Genomic DNA, 18,251 nt, shown 5'->3' on the forward strand with positions numbered 1-18,251 from the left:
CAGTCATTGACGTTGCCGCGGGGGCATTCAAGCAGATGAGTCTAGAAAATTCGCCCTAAAGCGCCAGCCCTTGAGTTAGAGCATCAGCTTGACGACCGACTCGTTCGGGTCGCGGGTTTTTCCGGCCGCCTTGAGTTCGGCAAGATAATCGTTCCACAGGTCCTCCTGGCGTACCGCCAACTGGTACAGGTAGTCCCAGGTGAACAGTCCGCTGTCGTGACCGTCGTCGAAGGTCAATTTCAGTGCGTACTGGCCGGCCGGTTCGACCTTGGTCAGGCCGACGCCGATTTTTCCGTATTGCAGGATCGGTTTGCCGTGGCCCTGGACCTCGGCGGAAGGCGAGTGCACCCGCAGGAATTCGGCGGGCAGGTGATACTCCTCGTCCGGCGCGTATTTGAGCGTCAGGGTCTTGGAGGCTTTGTGCAGGTTGATGGCGCTGGGAAGTTTGGTCATGGCCTCTGATCCGTTTCTGAAGGGAGCCTTGATCTGCAAAAACGACAAAGGTCCATGTGGGAGCGAGCTTGCTCGCGATAGCGGTTTGACAGTCAACGCATTGGTTGAATGATACGCCGCCATCGCGAGCAAGCTCGCTCCCACAGGTCCGAGGAAACCTGTCGGTGACTTACAGGATATACCGCGACAGGTCTTCGTTCTCTGCCAGTTCACCCAGGTGGCTGTTGACGTACTCGGCATCGATGAGGATCGGCGCTTCGTTATGGGCGCTGGCCAGGTCGCCGGCACTGAACGAGACTTCCTCGAGCAGGCGTTCGAGCAGGGTGTGCAGGCGCCGGGCACCGATGTTCTCGGTCTTCTCGTTGACCTGCCAGGCGATCTGCGCCAGGCGCTTGATGCCTTCCGGCGCGAACTCGATGTTCAGGCCTTCGGTCTTGAGCAGGGCGCAATACTGTTCGGTCAGGGACGCGTGGGGTTCGCTCAGGATGCGTTCGAAGTCTTCCGGCGTCAGGGCCTTGAGCTCGACGCGGATCGGCAGGCGACCTTGCAGCTCGGGCACCAGATCGCTGGGCTTGCTCAGGTGGAACGCACCGGAGGCGATGAACAGGATGTGGTCGGTCTTGACCATGCCCAGCTTGGTGTTGACCGTGCAGCCTTCGATCAGTGGCAGCAGGTCGCGTTGCACGCCTTCGCGGGACACGTCGGCGCCGCCGACATTGCCGCGCTTGGCGACCTTGTCGATTTCGTCGATGAACACAATGCCGTGCTGCTCGACGGCCTCCAGGGCCTTGGCCTTCAACTCTTCTTCGTTGACCAGGCGGCTGGCTTCTTCATCGCGAACCAGTTTCAGCGCTTCCTTGACCTTGAGCTTGCGGTTCTTGCGCTTGCCCTTGCCCATGTTGGCGAACAGGCTTTGCAATTGATTGGTCATTTCCTCCATGCCGGGCGGCGCGGAGATGTCGACGCCGGCCATTTCGGCCACTTCGATCTCGATTTCCTTGTCGTCGAGCTGGCCTTCGCGCAGGCGCTTGCGGAACAGCTGGCGAGTGTTGGAATCCTGGGTCGCAGCGGATTCGGCGTTGAAGCCCATGCGCGCTGGCGGCAGCAGCGCGTCGAGGATGCGCTCTTCGGCGGCATCTTCGGCGCGGTGACGGACCTTGGTGATTTCCTGTTCGCGCAGCAACTTGATGGCGGCATCGGCCAGGTCGCGGATGATCGACTCGACGTCGCGACCGACATAACCGACTTCGGTGAACTTGGTGGCTTCGACCTTGATGAACGGCGCGTTGGCCAGTTTGGCCAGGCGACGGGCGATCTCGGTTTTACCGACACCGGTCGGGCCGATCATCAGGATGTTCTTGGGGGTCACTTCGACGCGCAGTTCTTCAGGCAGCTGCATCCGACGCCAGCGGTTACGCAGGGCGATGGCGACGGCGCGCTTGGCATCGTCCTGGCCGATGATGTGGCGGTTGAGTTCGTGGACGATTTCGCGGGGAGTCATGGACATAGTATTTGGCGGTCCTCAAGCAGGAATGAGCTGTGGCACAGGGCCAGGCTTATTCCGCGAGATCCTGCTCCTCAATGGTCTGGGTGTGGTTGGTGAAGACGCAGATGTCGCCGGCGATGCCCAAGGCAGTCTCGACGATTTCGCGGGCCGACAGATCGGTCTTTTTCAACAGGGCGCTGGCTGCGGCCTGGGCGTAGGCGCCGCCGGAACCCATGGCGATCAGGCCATCCTCGGGTTCAACGACGTCACCGTTACCGGTAATGATCAGCGAGGCGTCCTTGTTGGCGACCGCGAGCATGGCTTCGAGGCGGCTCAGGGAGCGGTCGGTACGCCATTCCTTGGCCAGTTCCACGGCGGCACGCACCAGGTGGCCCTGATGTTTCTCAAGCTGGCCTTCGAAACGCTCGAACAGGGTGAAAGCATCGGCGGTGGCCCCGGCGAAGCCGGCGATGACCTGGCCGTGGTACAGGCGGCGGACTTTCTTCGCATTGCCTTTCATCACGGTGTTGCCTAGTGAAACCTGGCCGTCGCCGCCCATGACGACTTTGCCATGACGGCGGACTGAAACGATGGTGGTCAAGGGAAGAGTCTCCACGCAGCGGGGCGAAAATGCCCGGATGGAACTCATATGGGGGTGGCGTAGGTTTTTTCAACTGCGGGGTGGGAGAGGGGACGAGTGGCGTCCTGGGGGGCAATCAAGTTTGTGGCAAAGGCATTCACTGTGGCGAGGGAGCTTGCTCCCGCTGGACCGGGCTGGCGCTCCAGCGCGCAGCGGTCCCAAGCTTTTGGGGCTGCTACGCAGCCCAGCGGGAGCAAGCTCCCTCGCCACAAAAGCCCCGCCGCACCGGGTGTCTTCAGCAGAAGTCAGCGGCTCTGGCGCTGTTGTAACAACAGGTTGCTGAAACCGCTGCCGGCCAATTGTTTTTGGGCTTTTGTCAGTTCTTCGCGGTTGCTGAACGGACCGACCAGCACCCGATACCAGGTCTCTTCCTTCACCGTGCCGGACTCCACCGCCACGGACTGGCCCAGCAGAATGATCTGCGCGCGTACCTTGTCGGCGTCGGCTTCCTTGCGGAACGAGCCGGCCTGCAGGAAGAACTTCGTCACCGGAGCGGCTTTCTGCACGGGCGGAGCCGGCGGCGGCGTGATGCCGGCCAGGGCTGCCTGAGCGCGAGCGGTGTCGATCTTCGCCGCTTCGGCCGGAGTTACCGGCGTGGTGGGCACCTGTGGCGTCGGCAGGGTTTTCTCCGGCACGGCATCGGGCGGCACGATGACTTCCGATTCCGGCAGCAGGGTGTAGAAGTCGTACTTGGGCTTGACCGGTTGCGTCGGGCTCGGCGGGGTCTTGTTGGCCTCGGCGATGCGCGTGGCTTTCTGTTGCTCTTGGCGCACGCGCTTGACGTCATCGCCCTGGCCCGGCTCCAGTTTCATCAGAAACACAATGAAAGCGCCGACGGTCAGGCCGATAGCCATCCACAACCAGCCGGGAATCGGCTGTTTGGCTGGGGGCTGGTAACGACTGGCGCCGCGTTTGGGTGCAGGTTTTTTCTTGGCGGCCAACTTACATGCGCTCCAGCGTTTCCAGGCCCAGCAGTTCTAGGCCTTGCTTGAGGGTGCGCCCGGTCAGTGCGGCGAGGCGCAGGCGACTCTGCATTTGCTCTGGCGTTTCGGCGTTGAGGATCGGGCAGTTCTCGTAGAAGCTGGAGAACAGACCGGCCACATCGTACAGGTACGCGCACAGGGTGTGTGGGGTGCCTTTGTCTGCGACGTTGTTCAGCACTTCACCGAACTGCGCCAGTTTCGCCGCCAGCTCCTGTTCTTGAGCGGCTTCAAGCACGATCTGCCCGTCCACTTCATTGAAGCCCTTGCCGAGCTTGCGGAACACCCCGGCCACACGGGTGTAGGCGTACAGCAGGTAGGGCGCGGTGTTGCCTTCGAAGTTGAGCATCAAGTCGAAGTTGAAGCTGTAGTCGCTGGTGCGGTGCTTGGACAGGTCGGCGTATTTCACCGCGTCGATGCCCACGACCTTGGCGATCTGGCGCAGTTCGTCCTCGGCCAGGTCCGGGTTCTTGCCCTTGACCATGGTGTAGGCGCGGTCCTGGGCTTCGCTCAGCAGGTCGATGAGCTTGACCGTGCCACCGTCGCGGGTCTTGAACGGACGGCCGTCGGCGCCGTTCATGGTGCCGAAGCCCATGTGTTCCATTTCCATCGGACGGGTCACGAAACCGGCCTGGCGCGCCACTTCGAACACTTGCTGGAAGTGCAGGGCCTGGCGCTGGTCGACGAAGTACAGCACTCGATCGGCCTTGAGCACGCTGTTGCGGTAGCGCACGGCCGCCAGATCAGTGGTGGCGTAGAGGTAGCCGCCGTCAGCCTTGACGATGATCACCGGCAGCGGCTCACCGTCAGCGGTCTTGAACTGCTCGAGGAATACGCACTGGGCGCCGTTGCTTTCCACCAGCAGGCCCTTGGCTTTCAGGTCGTTGACCACGTTGATCAGGTCGTCGTTGTAGGCGCTTTCGCCCATCACGTCAGCCATGGTCAATTTGACGTTCAGCAGTTCGTAGATTTTCTGGCAGTGGGACAGGGAGATGTCCTTGAACTTGGTCCACAGCGCCAGGCACTCGGCATCGCCGGCCTGCAGCTTGACCACCAGGCCACGGGCGCGGTCAGCAAATTCGGGCGACTCGTCGAAGCGTTGCTTGGCGGCGCGGTAGAAGTTCTCCAGGTCCGACAGCTCATCGCTGGTGATCGGGTTTTCCTGCAGGTAGGCCATCAGCATGCCGAACTGGGTGCCCCAGTCGCCGACGTGGTTCTGGCGGATCACCGTGTCGCCGAGAAACTCCAGTACCCGGGCCACGCCGTCACCAATGATGGTCGAGCGCAGATGGCCGACATGCATTTCCTTGGCGAGGTTGGGGGCCGAAAGGTCGACCACGGTGCGTTGCAGCGGACCGGCCTTGCGCACGCCGATGCGTTCGTCGGCCAGGGCCGCGTCCAGGCGTGAGGCCAGGGCCTGGGTGTTCTGGAAGAAATTGATGAAGCCTGGGCCGGCAATGTCAGCCTTGCTGACGTTTTCGTCAGCCGGCAGCGCGGCGATGATCTTTTCGGCCAGGTCCCGCGGTTTCATGCCGGCCGGTTTGGCGAGCATCATCGCGATGTTGCTGGCGAAGTCGCCGTGGGTCTTGTCACGGGTGTTTTCGACCTGAATCGCCGGCGACAGGCCTTCTGGCAGCACACCTTCAGCGACGAGTTGGGCGATGGCTTGCTGGATGAGCTGGCGAATGGTGTCTTTCATGGTCTTCTCTTTCAACCGCAGGCGCGGCGGCGCTTCGATGCGCTGGTGGAAAAACTGGGCATTATCCGTGGCGAAGGCAAGCTTGCCAACTGTAGCGGGTCGGGTGGGGATGTGTGGTGGCTATTCGGGCCTCATCGTGAGCAGGCTCGCTCCCACAGGAAATTGCATTCCAATGTGGGAGCGAGCCTGCTCGCGATGAGGATGCCTGGGTCAATACAAATCCACCGGATCCACATCCAGCGACCAGCGCACCGCCCGCCCGCTGGGCATCTGCTCCAGCGCCAGCAGCCAGGTACTTAATAGCCGATGCAAAGGGGCCCGGGCATTGGCCTGTAGTAGAAGTTGAGCCCTGTAACGCCCGGCCCGTCGTTCCATCGGAGCCGGTACCGGGCCCAATAGTTCGATGCAGGTGAGGTTCTGTTGCCCCAGCAAGCGTTCGGCCTCGCTGCAGGCTTCGTCAAGGAACGCTTCGGCCTGCCCGGGCTTATGGGCTTCGGCCCGCAACAACGCCAGGTGAGCAAAGGGCGGCAGGCCAGCGCCGCGACGTTCGCTCAAGGCCTGCTCGGCGAAGGCGAAGTAGCCTTGTTCGCTCAGTTGTATCAGCAGCGGATGGTCGGCCAAGTGGGTCTGGATAATTACCTTGCCCGGCTCCTCGGCCCGTCCGGCCCGGCCTGCGACCTGAACGATCAACTGCGCCATGCGCTCGCTGGCACGGAAGTCGCCAGAGAACAGTCCGCCGTCGGCATCAAGGATCGACACCAGCGTGACCCGGGGAAAGTGATGCCCCTTGGCGAGCATCTGCGTGCCCACCAGGATGCACGGCTGGCCTTTCTGAATGGTGGCGAACAACTGATTCATGGCGTCCTTGCGCGAAGTGCTGTCGCGATCGACCCGCAGTACCGGGTAATCGGGAAACAGGATGCCCAGCCGTTCTTCGGCGCGCTCGGTGCCGGCCCCTACCGGGCGCAGGTCCACTTTGCCGCACTGCGGGCAGTGCCTCGGCACTCGTTCGGCGTGGCCGCAATGATGGCAGCGCAGCTCGCCGTGGCGTTGGTGCACGGTCATGCGTGCGTCGCAGCGTTCGCAGCCCGACATCCAGCCGCAGTCATGGCACAGCAGGGTCGGGGCGAAACCCCGGCGGTTGAGGAACACCAAGACCTGTTGCCCGGCGGCCAGGGTCTGGCCGATGGCTTGTTGCATCGGCCCGGAAATGCCGCTGTCCAGCGGACGACTCTTTACATCCAGGCGCAGAAACCGTGGCTGCTTGGCGCCGCCGGCCCGTTCGTTCAGGCGCAGGAGCCCGTAACGTCCGGTGTAGGCATTGTGCAGGCTTTCCAGGGACGGCGTGGCTGAACCGAGAACAATGGGAATGTTTTCCTGGCGCGCCCGCACCAGGGCCAGATCGCGGGCGTGGTAGCGCAGGCCTTCCTGCTGCTTATAAGAGCCGTCATGTTCTTCGTCGATGATGATCAGGCCGGGGTTTTTCATCGGTGTGAACAGGGCCGAGCGGGTGCCGATGATGATGTCGGCCTCACCGTCCCGGGCGGCGAGCCAGGCTTCCAGGCGTTCTCGGTCGTTGACCGCCGAATGCACCAGGGCGATCCGCGCGTTGAACCGTTGTTCGAAGCGCGCCAGGGTCTGTGGCCCAAGGTTGATTTCCGGAATCAGCACCAGGGCCTGCTTGCCGGCTTCCAGGGTCTGGCGGATCAGTTGCAGATAGACCTCGGTCTTGCCGCTGCCGGTGACGCCGGCCAGCAAGAAGGCGTGATAGCTGTCGAAACCGGCGCGAATCGCCTCGCAGGCGGCCCGCTGTTCAGCATTGAGCGGCAGTTCCGGCTGGGCCAGCCAATGCTCATGGCGAACACCCGGAGCGTGCCGGCGGATGTCTACCTGGACCAGGTCTTTGGCCAGCAGCAGGTCGAGGCTGTCCTTGCTGAGCATCAGTTTGCTCAATAGCTGATGGGCCACGCCGTGGGGATGCTGGGCCAGGGTCGCCAGGGCCTCACGCTGACGCGGGGCGCGGGCGATGCGCGGGTCGTCCAGCGAGGCGCCCGGTGCCACCGACCAGAACCGCTCCTGGCGTGCCTCGGCCGGTTCGCCCTGGCGCAACAATACCGGCAGCGCCCAGCTCAGGGTGTCGCCGAGGCTGTGTTGATAGTACTGGGAGGTCCACAGGCACAGCTTGAACAGCGAGGCGGGCAGCGGCGGCGTCGCATCGAGCAAGGCCAGGGCCGGCTTCAGTTTGTCGGCCGGGACTTCGCTGTGGTCGGCGACCTCGACCAGAATCCCGATCATCTCCCGTCGGCCGAACGGCACCCGCAGGCGCATGCCCGGATGCAACTGCTCACGCAGGACCCCGGCCGGGGCCCGGTAGTCGAACAGGCGGCGCAGAGGCGAAGGCAGGGCGAGGCGCAGGATGGCGTCGGGCACGCGGGAGGGTCTCGATATACAGACAAATTCAGAAGGCTTGGCACAACCCTTGTGGGAGCGAGCCTGCTCGCGATGGCGGAGTGTCAACCAATACCCATGCGGTGATCCACCGCCATCGCGAGCAGGCTCGCTCCCACAGAAGAGCTTGCGCATGAGGCGGGGAGCCTAGCAGACGGTTGGTACAAGTCATAGCTTGCGTGATTGATGTTGTCTGGTAGAATCCGCGGCCTAATTACGTGCGGTATTCAACAATAGTGTTGGGTGGCGGCACGCTAGCCTGAGGAAAACCCCATGAAAACCGATATCCATCCGGAATACCCAGAAATTGCCGTGACCTGCAGCTGCGGCAATAAGTTCGAAACTCGTTCGACCTACGGCAAAGCCCTGTCGATCGACGTTTGCAACGAATGCCACCCGTTCTACACCGGTAAGCAAAAGACTCTGGATACCGGCGGCCGCGTTCAGAAGTTCGCCGATCGTTTCGGTGCTTTTGGCGCTACCAAAAAAGCCTGAGGCTAATCATTTTGGATGGTCGTTTCGGCTGCTCCAGACTGATGAAAAAGGCGTCCCTTGCGGGCGCCTTTTTTGTGTCCGCGATTTGGCTGAGCAGCGCGCAGGCCTTCTGCCCGGCGCCACCTGGCCTGGCCCATGTGACGGTCCAGAAGGTGGTGGACGGCGATACCCTGCGCCTGGCTGATGGCCGCAGCGTGCGCATGATCGGTCTCAACAGTCCTGAACTGGGGCGTCGAGGGCGTTCCGATGAGCCGTTCGCCGTCGCTGCACGCCGGCGCCTTGAGGCATTGGTGGGCGCCAGTGCGGGACGCGTGGGGTTGCTGCCCGGCAAGGAAGACAAGGATCGCTACGGTCGCACGCTGGCCCATGTCTACAGCGCCGACGGTCAGAATCTGGAAGCGCAGTTGCTCGCCGAGGGCTTGGGATTTCACGTGGTGGTCGCGCCGAATGTCGATCTGGCGCATTGTCAGCGCGCTGCCGAACGCCAGGCGCGGGAAGCGGGCGTCGGGGTGTGGAAGCGTTCGCCTGTGCTTGAGGCGCACAATATCAAGGCACCAGGCTTTGCCGTGCTCACTGGCCGCGTGATCGACGTCTCGCGCAATCGCGGCGGTATTTGGCTCCAGTTGGAGGGGCCGGTTGTATTGCGCGTTGCCCCCAATCTGGTGAGTCGCTTCGATATGGCGTCGCTCGAGCGACTCAAAGGCAAGCGGATCGAGGCGCGTGGCTGGGTGGTCGACCGTTCGCGTCGCGGCGGGCTTGAGCCGGGGCAGGGGCGTTGGTTATTGCCGTTGACCGATCCAGGGATGTTGAGTCGCGTGTCTCGATAAAAAAATTGTAGACATTTACGGTTCGAATTGTATGCATGTAGACCTTGTGTTCTGCGGCTCTTGGCCCAAAGTCGTAGGGCGGCGCGCTTGACAGGGGTGACTGGTCAGTCTTGTAGGGACTTTGCGAGGCGCGTATCCTCGGCGGTCCGTCTGTCCAACACAGTAAAAAGCGGAATGCCCACATGTCTGATCTGAAAACTGCCGCTCTCGAATATCATGCTAATCCTCGTCCAGGGAAGCTGAGTGTCGAGCTCACCAAGGCCACCGCTACTGCCCGCGATCTGTCGCTGGCCTACAGCCCCGGCGTAGCCGAACCAGTACGCGAAATCGCTCGCGACCCTGAGCTGGCCTACAAATACACCGGCAAGGGCAACCTGGTGGCAGTCATTTCCGACGGCACCGCGATTCTCGGCCTGGGTAACCTCGGCCCATTGGCCTCCAAGCCGGTCATGGAAGGCAAGGGCGTTTTGTTCAAGCGTTTCGCCGGTATTGACGTGTTCGACATCGAAGTCGACTCCGAAAGCCCGCAAGCCTTCATCGACACCGTCAAGCGTATCTCCATTACCTTCGGTGGCATCAACCTGGAAGACATCAAGGCACCTGAGTGCTTTGAGATCGAACGTGCCCTGATCGAGCAGTGCGACATTCCAGTGTTCCACGATGACCAGCACGGCACCGCGATCGTGACCGCTGCCGGCATGATCAATGCCCTGGAAATCGCTGGCAAAACCCTGCCACAAGCCAAGATCGTCTGCCTGGGTGCCGGCGCTGCGGCCATCTCCTGCATGAAGTTGCTGGTGAGCATGGGCGCCAAGATCGAAAACATCTTCATGGTTGACCGTACCGGCGTGATCCATTCCGGCCGTGACGACCTGAACCAGTACAAGGCCGTATTTGCCCACGCCACTGACAAGCGCTCGCTGGCCGACGCGCTGGACGGTGCCGACGTATTCGTTGGCCTGTCGGGTCCGAACCTGCTGAGCCCGGAAAACCTGCTGCGCATGGCGCCGAACCCGATCGTGTTCGCCTGCTCGAACCCGGATCCGGAAATTTCCCCGGAGCTGGCTCACGCTACCCGCAGCGACGTGATCATGGCCACCGGCCGTTCGGACTACCCGAACCAGGTCAACAACGTACTGGGCTTCCCGTTCATTTTCCGTGGTGCCCTGGACGTTCGCGCCAAGCGCATCAACGAAGAAATGAAAGTCGCGGCCGCCAACGCCCTGCGCGAACTGGCCAAGCTGCCAGTGCCTCAGGAAGTGTGCGATGCCTACGGCGGCATCAAGCTGGAATTTGGTCGTGAGTACATCATTCCCAAGCCAATGGATGCCCGCCTGATCACCCTGATCTCCGACGCCGTGGCCAAGGCCGCGATCGAGACCGGCGTGGCTACCCTGCCGTATCCGAAGAACTACCCGCTCAAGAGCGTGGATGACGTGTTCAACGGTTAAGCCGTTGTAGCGTTCAATAAAAAGCCCCGGCTCTTCTTTGAGTCGGGGCTTTTTTGTACCTGCCGATTTTGTGTGGCCACCGCAAATCCTGTGGGAGCCGAGCTTGCTCGCGATTGCAGTCTGGTATTCAACATGGATGCAAGCTGACCCGCCGCCATCGCGAGCAAGCTCGGCTCCTACAGGGGAGTGTGTAATTTGAGGGCCTGAAAAAAGCCCCGCGCTTCTTTCGAAGGCGGGGCTTTTTGCGAGAGGCCCGATCAGAACAAATCGATCGGCGCCGCCTCATCCGCCGGTAGCGGGCTGCCTGGCGCTACGCCGTTGCCCAGCTCGTTGACTGACGGCGGGGTGTCTTCGCTCTTGAACAGCTCGAAGTACGCTCCCGGAGTGCCTGGGGTGGCTGCTCGGCCGCTGACCGGGTCAACCCGCAGGCTGAGGATGCCTTCGGGTTCCGGTTGGGTGTGTGGCGGTTTGTCCTTGAGGGCGGCGCCCATGTAACTCATCCAGATCGGCAGCGCCACGGTGCCGCCGTATTCGCGCCGACCGAGGCTTTCAGGCTGGTCGAACCCGGTCCAGACGGTGGTGACGTAATCGCCGTTGTAGCCCGAGAACCAGGCGTCCTTGGATTCGTTCGTGGTGCCGGTCTTGCCGGCCAGGTCGGTACGGCCCAGGGCCAGGGCGCGGCGGCCGGTGCCGAGCTTGATCACGTCCTGCAGCATACTGTTGAGAATGTAGGTGGTGCGGCCATCGATGATGCGCTCGGCGATGACCGGCGCTTGCGGTACGGCTGGCGCTGTCGTGGCTTCACCTGGTGTTGCCTCTACCGTGAACGTCTCGCTGGCCGGTGCGGCGACGCCGTCGCTGGCCTGTTCGCCTGAAGGCACCCGTGGTGGGTTGGCGAGGAACAACGTGTCGCCGTTGCGGCTTTCGATCTTGTCGATGAGGTACGGGGTGACTTTGTATCCGCCATTGGCGAACGTGCTCCAGCCCGTGGCGATTTCCATCGGGGTCAGGGTTGCGGTGCCCAGGGCCAGGGACAGGTTGCGCGGCAAGTCCTGCTTGTTGAAGCCGAACTTGCTGATGTAGTCGATGGTACGGTCCACACCCAGCGCCTGCAGCAAACGGATCGATACCAGGTTACGCGACTTGTACAGAGCTTCGCGCATGCGGATCGGACCCAGGAAGGTATTGGTGTCGTTCTTCGGGCGCCAGACCTTGTCCAGGTATTCGTCGACAAACACGATCGGTGCGTCGTTCACCAGGCTGGCGGCGGTGTAGCCGTTATCCAGGGCGGCGCTGTACACGAACGGTTTGAAGCTTGAACCCGGCTGGCGCTTGGCCTGCATCGCGCGATTGTAATTGCTCTGCTCGAAGGCGAAGCCACCGACCAGCGACCGGATGGCGCCGTCCTGCGGGTCAAGCGACACCAGGGCGCCTTGGGCGGCCGGGATCTGGCTGAACTTGAGGGTGTTGTCCGGCTGGCGCTGTACCCGGATCAGATCACCCACCTGGGCGACGTCCGACGGTTGGCGGGGGTTGGCGCCCATGCTGTTGGTGTTGAGGAATGGGCGGGCCCATTTCATGGTCTCCCAGCTCACGTGCTCTTCCAGCTCGCCATTGCGGGTCAGCACCATGATGCCGTCCTTGTCCACCTGGGTGACGATCGCCGGTTCCAGGCTGCTGATGGTGCGCTGCTTGGTCAATTCCTCGGCCCAGGCTTCTTTGGTCTTGCCTGGCAGGCGCGATTCAGGCCCGCGGTAGCCGTGGCGCTGATCGTAGGTGATCAGGCCCTCGTGCAGCGCGGTGTTGGCCATCTCCTGCAGATTGCTCGGCACCGTGGTGACCACGCGGAAACCCTCGGTGTAGGCGTCGCTGCCATAACGCCCAACCATCTCGGCACGGGCCATTTCGGCGATGTACGGCGCGTTCACCTCGGGGGTCGGCACGTGGTAGCTGGCGTTCAGAGGCTCGTTGATCGCAGCGGTGTATTCGGCCTCGCTGATCTTGCCCAGCTTGTACATGCGCCCCAGGATCCAGTCGCGACGTTCCTTGCTGCGCGCCGGGTTGGCCAGTGGATTGAAGCGCGACGGTGCCTTGGGCAGGCCGGCGATCATCGCCATCTGCGCCAGGCTCACATCACGAATCGACTTGCCGTAATACACCTGCGCCGCCGCCTCGATACCGTAGGCGCGGTTGCCCAGGTAGATCTTGTTGACGTACAGCTCCAGGATCTCGTCCTTGGTCAGCTGTCGCTCGATTTGCAGGGCCAGGAGGATCTCGGTGGTCTTGCGCGAGAAGCTGCGCTCACTGGTCAGGAAGAAGTTTTTCGCCACCTGCATGGTGATGGTGCTGCCACCGGACTGGATATGGCCGCTTTTGATCAGTTGGCTGGCCGCCCGCATCAGGCTGCCCGGATCGACGCCGTAGTGATTGGCGAAGTTGTCGTCTTCAGCACTTAGTAACGCATTGATGAAATTGGGGGGAATGTCGGCGAAACGGATCGGCGTGCGGCGCATTTCGCCAAACTCTGCGATCAACTTGTCGTCGCTGCTGTACACCCGCAATGGAATCTGCAACTGAATACTTCTCAGCGCCTCCACGGACGGCAATCCCGGACTAAGGTAAAGAAACGCACCGCTCAGACCCAGGAGCAGTCCGCAGAAAACGGCGAGGATGGACCATCCGAAAAATTTCAGCAGACGAATCAAGGCTTTTGGATATCCAGGCAAAGAATGAAAAGGCGCCAGGTGCAGGGAAGGACCCGTGCTTGCAACAAAGCGAAAAAAAACGCTGGGCATTATAAGCATTTTTTTTCGTCGGTAACGCCACCCGGACGTCCGTCGGGCCGGAGTGATTGAACGCAACGCATATTAGAGAGTCCGTAACTCACGGATAGTCATAGGGAATTGGTAGTGCTACGACTCTTCAATAAAAAAGCCCATACGCTTTTGGGGATAGACATCAGTTCCACGTCGGTGAAGCTGCTTGAGTTGAGCCGCCAGGGTGACCGCTACCGTGTCGAGTCTTACGCGGTCGAGCCGTTGCCGGCCAACGCCGTGGTCGAAAAGAACATCGCCGAGCTCGAGGGCGTGGGCCAGGCATTGTCACGGGTGCTCGCCAAGGCCAGAACACCCTTGCGCAACGTGGCGGTGGCTGTAGCGGGGTCGGCGGTGATCACCAAGACCATCGAGATGGACGCCGGACTTTCCGACGACGACATGGAAAACCAGCTCAAGATCGAAGCCGACCAATACATTCCTTATCCGCTGGACGAGGTGGCCATCGACTTTGAGGTCCTGGGCGTTTCACCGCGCAGCGCCGAGCGGGTCGAGGTGCTGTTGGCCGCCTGTCGCAAGGAAAACGTCGAAGTTCGCGAGGCTGCGCTGGCGCTCGCCGGGCTCACGGCCAAGGTGGTCGATGTGGAGGCCTACGCGCTGGAGCGCGCCTTCGGGCTGCTTGCCACGCAACTGGCCGCGTCCCAGGAGCGGCTAACGGTGGCGGTGATCGACATCGGCGCCACCATGACCACCCTGAGCGTGCTGCATAACGGGCGCATCATCTATACCCGCGAACAATTGTTCGGCGGTCGCCAGCTCACCGAAGAAATCCAGCGCCGCTACGGCCTGTCACCCGAGCAGGCCGGGCAGGCAAAGAAGCAGGGTGGCCTGCCGGACGATTACCTCGGTGAGGTCCTGCAACCTTTTCGCGAGGCCCTGGTGCAACAGGTATCGAGGTCCTTGCAGTTTTTCTTCGCCTCGGGCCAGTACAGTGCGGTGGACCACATCCTCTTGGCTGGAGGCACCGCCTCGGTCGCGGGCCTGGACCGGCTGATCGAACAGCGCCTGGGCACGCCGACCCAGGTGGCCAACCCGTTTTCCAACATGGCCCTGGGCAGCAAGGTCAACGCCGGTGCCCTGGCCAGTGACGCACCGGCCTTGATGATTGCCTGCGGGCTGGCCCTCAGGAGCTTCGACTGATGGCGCGGATCAACCTTCTTCCCTGGCGAGAGGAGCTGCGTGAGGAGCGTCGCAAACGCTTTTTGCTGGCATTGGTGGGCGCATTGGTCGGTGCGGTAGGCCTGACGCTGATTGCGGTCCGCTACCTGGACAGTGCCATTGACCACCAGATGGCTCGCAACAGTCATATCAGCGAGCAGATAGCCGTGCTGGACGAGCGCATCAAGCAGATCAGCGAACTCAAGGCCCGCCGCCAGCAACTGCTGGAGCGCATGCGCATCATCCAGGACTTGCAGGGTAACCGGCCGGTGAGCGGGCGCATCTTCGATCAACTGGCGCGCACCCTGCCTGACGGGGTGTATTTCACCGAAGTGAAGATGGAAGACAAGACCCTCTCCATCAAGGGCGCGGCGGAATCGAACAACCGGGTCTCGGACCTGATGCGTAACCTGGACTCATCGGACCTGTTCGATGCGCCCAGCCTGACGGAAGTCAAGGCCACCACGGCCGGTCAGCTCGATCAGGCCAACGTCTTCCAGCTGACGGTTCGCCAGACCCGTCCGGCCATTGTCGAGGACGCCCAATGAAGCCGGGAGAGTGGTTCGAAGCGCTGCGCAAGATCGACATCAGTGAGCTGGATACCAACAACATTGGCTCCTGGCCGATGCCGGTCAAATGGTTGAGCGGCATCCTGCTGGTCATCCTGGTGCTGGGGTTGGGCTACAACTTTGCCTTGAGTGACCTGGAGAACCAACTGCAGCAAGTGCGCGGAGAAGAAAACACCCTCAAGGCACAGTTTGCGGGCAAAGCTCACATGGCCGCGAACCTGGAGCGCTACACCGAACAGATGAAGCAGATGGAAGCCTCCTTCGGCGTGCTGTTGCGGCAATTGCCCAGTGACACCGAAGTGCCAGGCCTGCTGGAGGACATCACCCGTACCGGTCTGGGCAGTGGTCTGGAGTTCGAGGAGATCAAGCTGTTACCGGAGGTCACCCAGCCGTTTTACATCGAACTGCCGATCCAGATTACGGTGACCGGCGACTATCATGACCTGGCAACCTTCGTCAGCGGCGTTGCCGGACTGCCACGGATCGTCACGCTGCACGATTTCGACATCGCCCCGATGGAGCCCGACGCAGGAGCGAAACTGCGCATGAGCATCCAGGCCAAGACCTACCGGTACAACGAGCAGGAGGTGCAGCCATGAAGCCGGCTTGGCGCATTATCCTGCTGGCGGGGCTGGTCGTGCTGGCGGGCTGCAACAACGATAACGGCTTCAGCGACCTGGACGCCTACATGAACGAAGTGCGGCTGCGCCCGCCCGGCAAGATCGAGCCAACGCCGACGTTCAGGCCTTACGAAACCTTCACTTACAGCGCCGCCGACCTGCGCAGCCCGTTTTCACGGCAGGTCAGGGTGGATCAGGCCGGCCGCCAGAAGGGTGCACGCAACGTCCGGCCCGACCCGACTCGGGTCAAGCAATACCTGGAAGGCTTCAACATCGAGCAGTTTGAAATGGTCGGGACGATTTCCAACGTCAGCGGCTCCTTCGCGCTCCTGCGCGGCGCGGGCGGGGTGCACCGGCTCAAGGTCGGTGACTATCTGGGACGCAACGACGGGCGGATCGTCGGCATTAGCGCCACCCAGGTCGAGGTGGTCGAAATCGTTCCTGATGGCGAGGGCGCCTGGCTGGAACGGCCACGGACCATTCCTCTGAAAGAGCACTCAATAGTGGAACTCGAACAATGAACAGGTTTTTTTCAGCCCTCGGTATTTCGCTATGGATAGCGCTGTTGTCGCCGATGGTTCATGCGGTCAATCTGAAAACGCTGGATGTCGCGGCGCTGCCGGGGGACCGCATCGAGTTGAAACTCACCTTCGACGGGCCGCCCCCCGCGCCTCGGGGCTACACCACCGAGCAACCGGCCCGGATCGCTCTGGATCTGCCGGGGGTGACCAGCCAGTTGGCCCACAAGAGGCATGATCTTGGTGCTGGCAATGCGCGAAGCGCCACGGTGGTCGAGGCGGCTGATCGTACCCGTCTGATCATTGGCCTTACCCAGCTTGCGCCCTATACCGCGCGGGTGGAGGGCAACAGCCTGCTCGTGGTGGTCGGCAAGGGAGCGGTTGCCAGCGCTGCCGCCCAGGCGCCACGCCCGGCGGCTCCCAGCGCTGTGCCCGCCAGAGCCAGTGCGCCGGTGGGCAAGGCGATCCGAGGGGTAGATTTCCAGCGCGGTACCCAGGGCGAAGGCAATGTGGTGATCGATCTGTCGGACCCCTCGATCGCCCCGGACATCCAGGAGCGTGAAGGCAAGATCATCCTCAACTTCGCCAAGACCCGGTTGCCCGAACCGCTGCGCGTGCGCCTGGACGTCAAGGACTTCGCCACCCCGGTGCAGTTCGTCAATGCCAGTGCCGGCGCCGACCGGGCCACCATCAGCATCGAACCCAGCGGTACTTTCGATTACTCCACCTACCAGACGGACAACAAACTGACCGTCAGTGTCCGACCCATGACTGTCGAGGATCTGCAAAAACGCGATGCCAGTCGCGAGGCCTACAGCGGTGAAAAGCTGTCCCTCAACTTTCAGGACATCGAGGTGCGCTCGGTCCTGCAACTGATTGCCGATTTCACCAACCTCAACCTGGTGGCCAGTGACACGGTGCAGGGCGGCATTACCCTGCGCCTGCAAAATGTGCCTTGGGACCAGGCGCTGGACCTGGTGCTCAAGACCAAAGGGCTGGACAAGCGCAAGGTCGGCAATGTGCTGCTGGTCGCCCCCGCCGACGAAATCGCGGCCCGTGAGCGCCAGGAACTCGAATCCCAGAAGCAGATTGCCGACCTGGCGCCGCTACGGCGTGAGCTGTTGCAGGTCAACTATGCGAAGGCTGCGGACATCGCCAAGCTGTTCCAGTCGGTGACCAGTGCCGAAGCCAAGGCCGATGAGCGCGGTACGATCACGGTCGATGAGCGAACCAACAACATCATTGCCTACCAGACCCAGGACCGGCTCGACGAACTGCGCCGGATTGTGGCGCAGCTGGATATCCCGGTGCGCCAGGTGATGATCGAGGCGCGGATTGTCGAGGCCAACGTTGACTACGACAAGAGCCTGGGCGTGCGCTGGGGTGGATCGATCCAGAACAAAGGCAACTGGAACACTTCAGGGGTCATCACCGGCGACTCCACCACCATCGGCACGCCGGGCAGCACCAGCACCAACCAGCCGTTTGTCGATCTGGGCGCGTCGGGCAATACCTCCGGCATCGGCATCGCCTTCATCACCGACAATGTACTGCTGGACCTGGAATTGACGGCCATGGAGAAAACCGGCAACGGGGAAATCGTCTCTCAGCCCAAGGTGGTGACGTCCGACAAAGAGACGGCAAAAATCCTCAAGGGCACGGAGATTCCCTATCAGGAAGCCAGTTCCAGTGGTGCCACCTCGGTGTCGTTCAAGGAGGCCTCGCTGTCCCTGGAGGTGACCCCGCAGATCACCCCGGACAACCGCATCATCATGGAGGTCAAGGTCACCAAGGATGAGCCGGATTACCTGAACAAGGTGAATGATGTGCCGCCAATCAAGAAAAACGAGGTCAACGCCAAGGTGCTGGTCAATGACGGCGAGACCATTGTGATTGGCGGGGTTTTCTCAAATACTCAGAGCAAGGTCGTAGATAAGGTGCCATTTCTTGGCGATGTGCCGTATCTTGGCCGCCTTTTCCGGCGTGATGTGGTTTCGGAGCAAAAATCCGAGCTGCTGGTGTTCCTCACTCCGCGTATCATGAATAACCAGGCGATTGCTGTGAGTCGTTGAT

15 protein-coding genes are annotated in these 18,251 nt (G+C 61.9%); 8 read left to right on the plus strand and 7 right to left on the minus strand.

The genetic code is table 11. From position 1 onward, the window contains the following. Nucleotides 1-75: 75 nt before the first annotated feature. The 6 genes from QOM08_RS01940 to QOM08_RS01965 form a co-directional block, all read right to left on the minus strand. Nucleotides 76-453 (minus strand): gamma-butyrobetaine hydroxylase-like domain-containing protein, encoded by a 378-nt coding sequence (locus QOM08_RS01940; protein WP_047225977.1) that lies wholly within the window; start codon nucleotides 451-453, stop codon nucleotides 76-78. A gap of 169 nt (nucleotides 454-622) precedes the next feature. Then, nucleotides 623-1,960 carry an ATP-dependent protease ATPase subunit HslU gene (gene hslU / locus QOM08_RS01945; RefSeq protein ID WP_047225976.1) on the minus strand — a complete coding sequence of 446 codons (1,338 nt, stop codon included), beginning with the start codon at nucleotides 1,958-1,960 and terminating at the stop codon, nucleotides 623-625. A 49-nt stretch (nucleotides 1,961-2,009) separates the two neighbouring features. Further along, the gene (gene hslV / locus QOM08_RS01950; protein WP_003186641.1) at nucleotides 2,010-2,540 is read right to left on the minus strand and encodes an ATP-dependent protease subunit HslV; all 531 of its coding nucleotides are present in this window, start codon (nucleotides 2,538-2,540) and stop codon (nucleotides 2,010-2,012) included. Nucleotides 2,541-2,824: 284 nt separating this feature from the next. Next, entirely contained in the window at nucleotides 2,825-3,520 is a 696-nt protein-coding gene (locus QOM08_RS01955; RefSeq protein WP_047225975.1) for an SPOR domain-containing protein, read from the minus strand. Nucleotide 3,521: 1 nt separating this feature from the next. Next, entirely contained in the window at nucleotides 3,522-5,258 is a 1,737-nt protein-coding gene (gene argS / locus QOM08_RS01960; protein ID WP_316912494.1) for an arginine--tRNA ligase, read from the minus strand. A gap of 210 nt (nucleotides 5,259-5,468) precedes the next feature. Next, the gene (locus tag QOM08_RS01965) at nucleotides 5,469-7,688 is read right to left on the minus strand and encodes a primosomal protein N' (RefSeq protein ID WP_316912495.1); all 2,220 of its coding nucleotides are present in this window, start codon (nucleotides 7,686-7,688) and stop codon (nucleotides 5,469-5,471) included. A gap of 291 nt (nucleotides 7,689-7,979) precedes the next feature. Between QOM08_RS01965 and rpmE the strand changes: the two genes are divergently transcribed. From rpmE to QOM08_RS01980, 3 genes are all read left to right on the plus strand, one after another. Beyond that, the gene (gene rpmE / locus QOM08_RS01970) at nucleotides 7,980-8,201 is read left to right on the plus strand and encodes a 50S ribosomal protein L31 (RefSeq protein WP_047225972.1); all 222 of its coding nucleotides are present in this window, start codon (nucleotides 7,980-7,982) and stop codon (nucleotides 8,199-8,201) included. A 41-nt stretch (nucleotides 8,202-8,242) separates the two neighbouring features. Beyond that, nucleotides 8,243-9,028 carry a thermonuclease family protein gene (locus tag QOM08_RS01975; protein ID WP_188252168.1) on the plus strand — a complete coding sequence of 262 codons (786 nt, stop codon included), beginning with the start codon at nucleotides 8,243-8,245 and terminating at the stop codon, nucleotides 9,026-9,028. A gap of 182 nt (nucleotides 9,029-9,210) precedes the next feature. Next, nucleotides 9,211-10,479, plus strand: a complete 1,269-nt coding sequence (locus QOM08_RS01980) for a malic enzyme-like NAD(P)-binding protein (protein WP_047225970.1) — start codon at nucleotides 9,211-9,213, stop codon at nucleotides 10,477-10,479. A gap of 257 nt (nucleotides 10,480-10,736) precedes the next feature. On the opposite strand, the gene QOM08_RS01985 is transcribed toward QOM08_RS01980, so the two are convergent. After that, nucleotides 10,737-13,181, minus strand: a complete 2,445-nt coding sequence (locus QOM08_RS01985; RefSeq protein ID WP_173407570.1) for a penicillin-binding protein 1A — start codon at nucleotides 13,179-13,181, stop codon at nucleotides 10,737-10,739. A gap of 207 nt (nucleotides 13,182-13,388) precedes the next feature. On the opposite strand from QOM08_RS01985, the gene QOM08_RS01990 reads away from it, so the two are divergent. The 5 genes from QOM08_RS01990 to pilQ are packed head-to-tail and all read left to right on the plus strand — an operon-like array spanning nucleotide 13,389 to nucleotide 18,250. After that, nucleotides 13,389-14,453, plus strand: a complete 1,065-nt coding sequence (locus tag QOM08_RS01990; RefSeq protein ID WP_047225968.1) for a pilus assembly protein PilM — start codon at nucleotides 13,389-13,391, stop codon at nucleotides 14,451-14,453. Next, the gene (locus tag QOM08_RS01995; RefSeq protein WP_047225967.1) at nucleotides 14,453-15,019 is read left to right on the plus strand and encodes a PilN domain-containing protein; all 567 of its coding nucleotides are present in this window, start codon (nucleotides 14,453-14,455) and stop codon (nucleotides 15,017-15,019) included. The genes QOM08_RS01990 and QOM08_RS01995 overlap by 1 nt, the downstream gene beginning before the upstream one ends. Further along, a complete protein-coding gene (gene pilO, locus QOM08_RS02000; RefSeq protein WP_047225966.1) occupies nucleotides 15,016-15,639 on the plus strand; it encodes a type 4a pilus biogenesis protein PilO in 624 nt (207 codons plus the stop codon). The genes QOM08_RS01995 and pilO overlap by 4 nt, the downstream gene beginning before the upstream one ends. Next, nucleotides 15,636-16,181, plus strand: a complete 546-nt coding sequence (locus QOM08_RS02005) for a pilus assembly protein PilP (RefSeq protein ID WP_076382994.1) — start codon at nucleotides 15,636-15,638, stop codon at nucleotides 16,179-16,181. The genes pilO and QOM08_RS02005 overlap by 4 nt, the downstream gene beginning before the upstream one ends. Then, entirely contained in the window at nucleotides 16,178-18,250 is a 2,073-nt protein-coding gene (pilQ, locus tag QOM08_RS02010; protein ID WP_316912496.1) for a type IV pilus secretin PilQ, read from the plus strand. The genes QOM08_RS02005 and pilQ overlap by 4 nt, the downstream gene beginning before the upstream one ends. Nucleotide 18,251: the final 1 nt, after the last annotated feature.

Source organism: Pseudomonas sp. P105 (genome assembly GCF_032614175.1).
GTDB lineage: Bacteria > Pseudomonadota > Gammaproteobacteria > Pseudomonadales > Pseudomonadaceae > Aquipseudomonas > Aquipseudomonas rhizophila.

Excerpts from the sequence above, each read along its gene's own strand:
- QOM08_RS01940 (WP_047225977.1), bottom strand. The coding sequence starts at position 453 with ATGACCAAACTTCCCAGCGCCATCAACCTGCACAAAGCCTCCAAGACC.
- hslU (WP_047225976.1), bottom strand. The coding sequence starts at position 1,960 with ATGTCCATGACTCCCCGCGAAATCGTCCACGAACTCAACCGCCACATC.
- argS (WP_316912494.1), bottom strand. The coding sequence starts at position 5,258 with ATGAAAGACACCATTCGCCAGCTCATCCAGCAAGCCATCGCCCAACTC.
- rpmE (WP_047225972.1), top strand. The coding sequence starts at position 7,980 with ATGAAAACCGATATCCATCCGGAATACCCAGAAATTGCCGTGACCTGC.
- QOM08_RS01975 (WP_188252168.1), top strand. The coding sequence starts at position 8,243 with ATGAAAAAGGCGTCCCTTGCGGGCGCCTTTTTTGTGTCCGCGATTTGG.
- QOM08_RS01980 (WP_047225970.1), top strand. The coding sequence starts at position 9,211 with ATGTCTGATCTGAAAACTGCCGCTCTCGAATATCATGCTAATCCTCGT.
- QOM08_RS01995 (WP_047225967.1), top strand. The coding sequence starts at position 14,453 with ATGGCGCGGATCAACCTTCTTCCCTGGCGAGAGGAGCTGCGTGAGGAG.
- pilO (WP_047225966.1), top strand. The coding sequence starts at position 15,016 with ATGAAGCCGGGAGAGTGGTTCGAAGCGCTGCGCAAGATCGACATCAGT.
- QOM08_RS02005 (WP_076382994.1), top strand. The coding sequence starts at position 15,636 with ATGAAGCCGGCTTGGCGCATTATCCTGCTGGCGGGGCTGGTCGTGCTG.
- pilQ (WP_316912496.1), top strand. The coding sequence starts at position 16,178 with ATGAACAGGTTTTTTTCAGCCCTCGGTATTTCGCTATGGATAGCGCTG.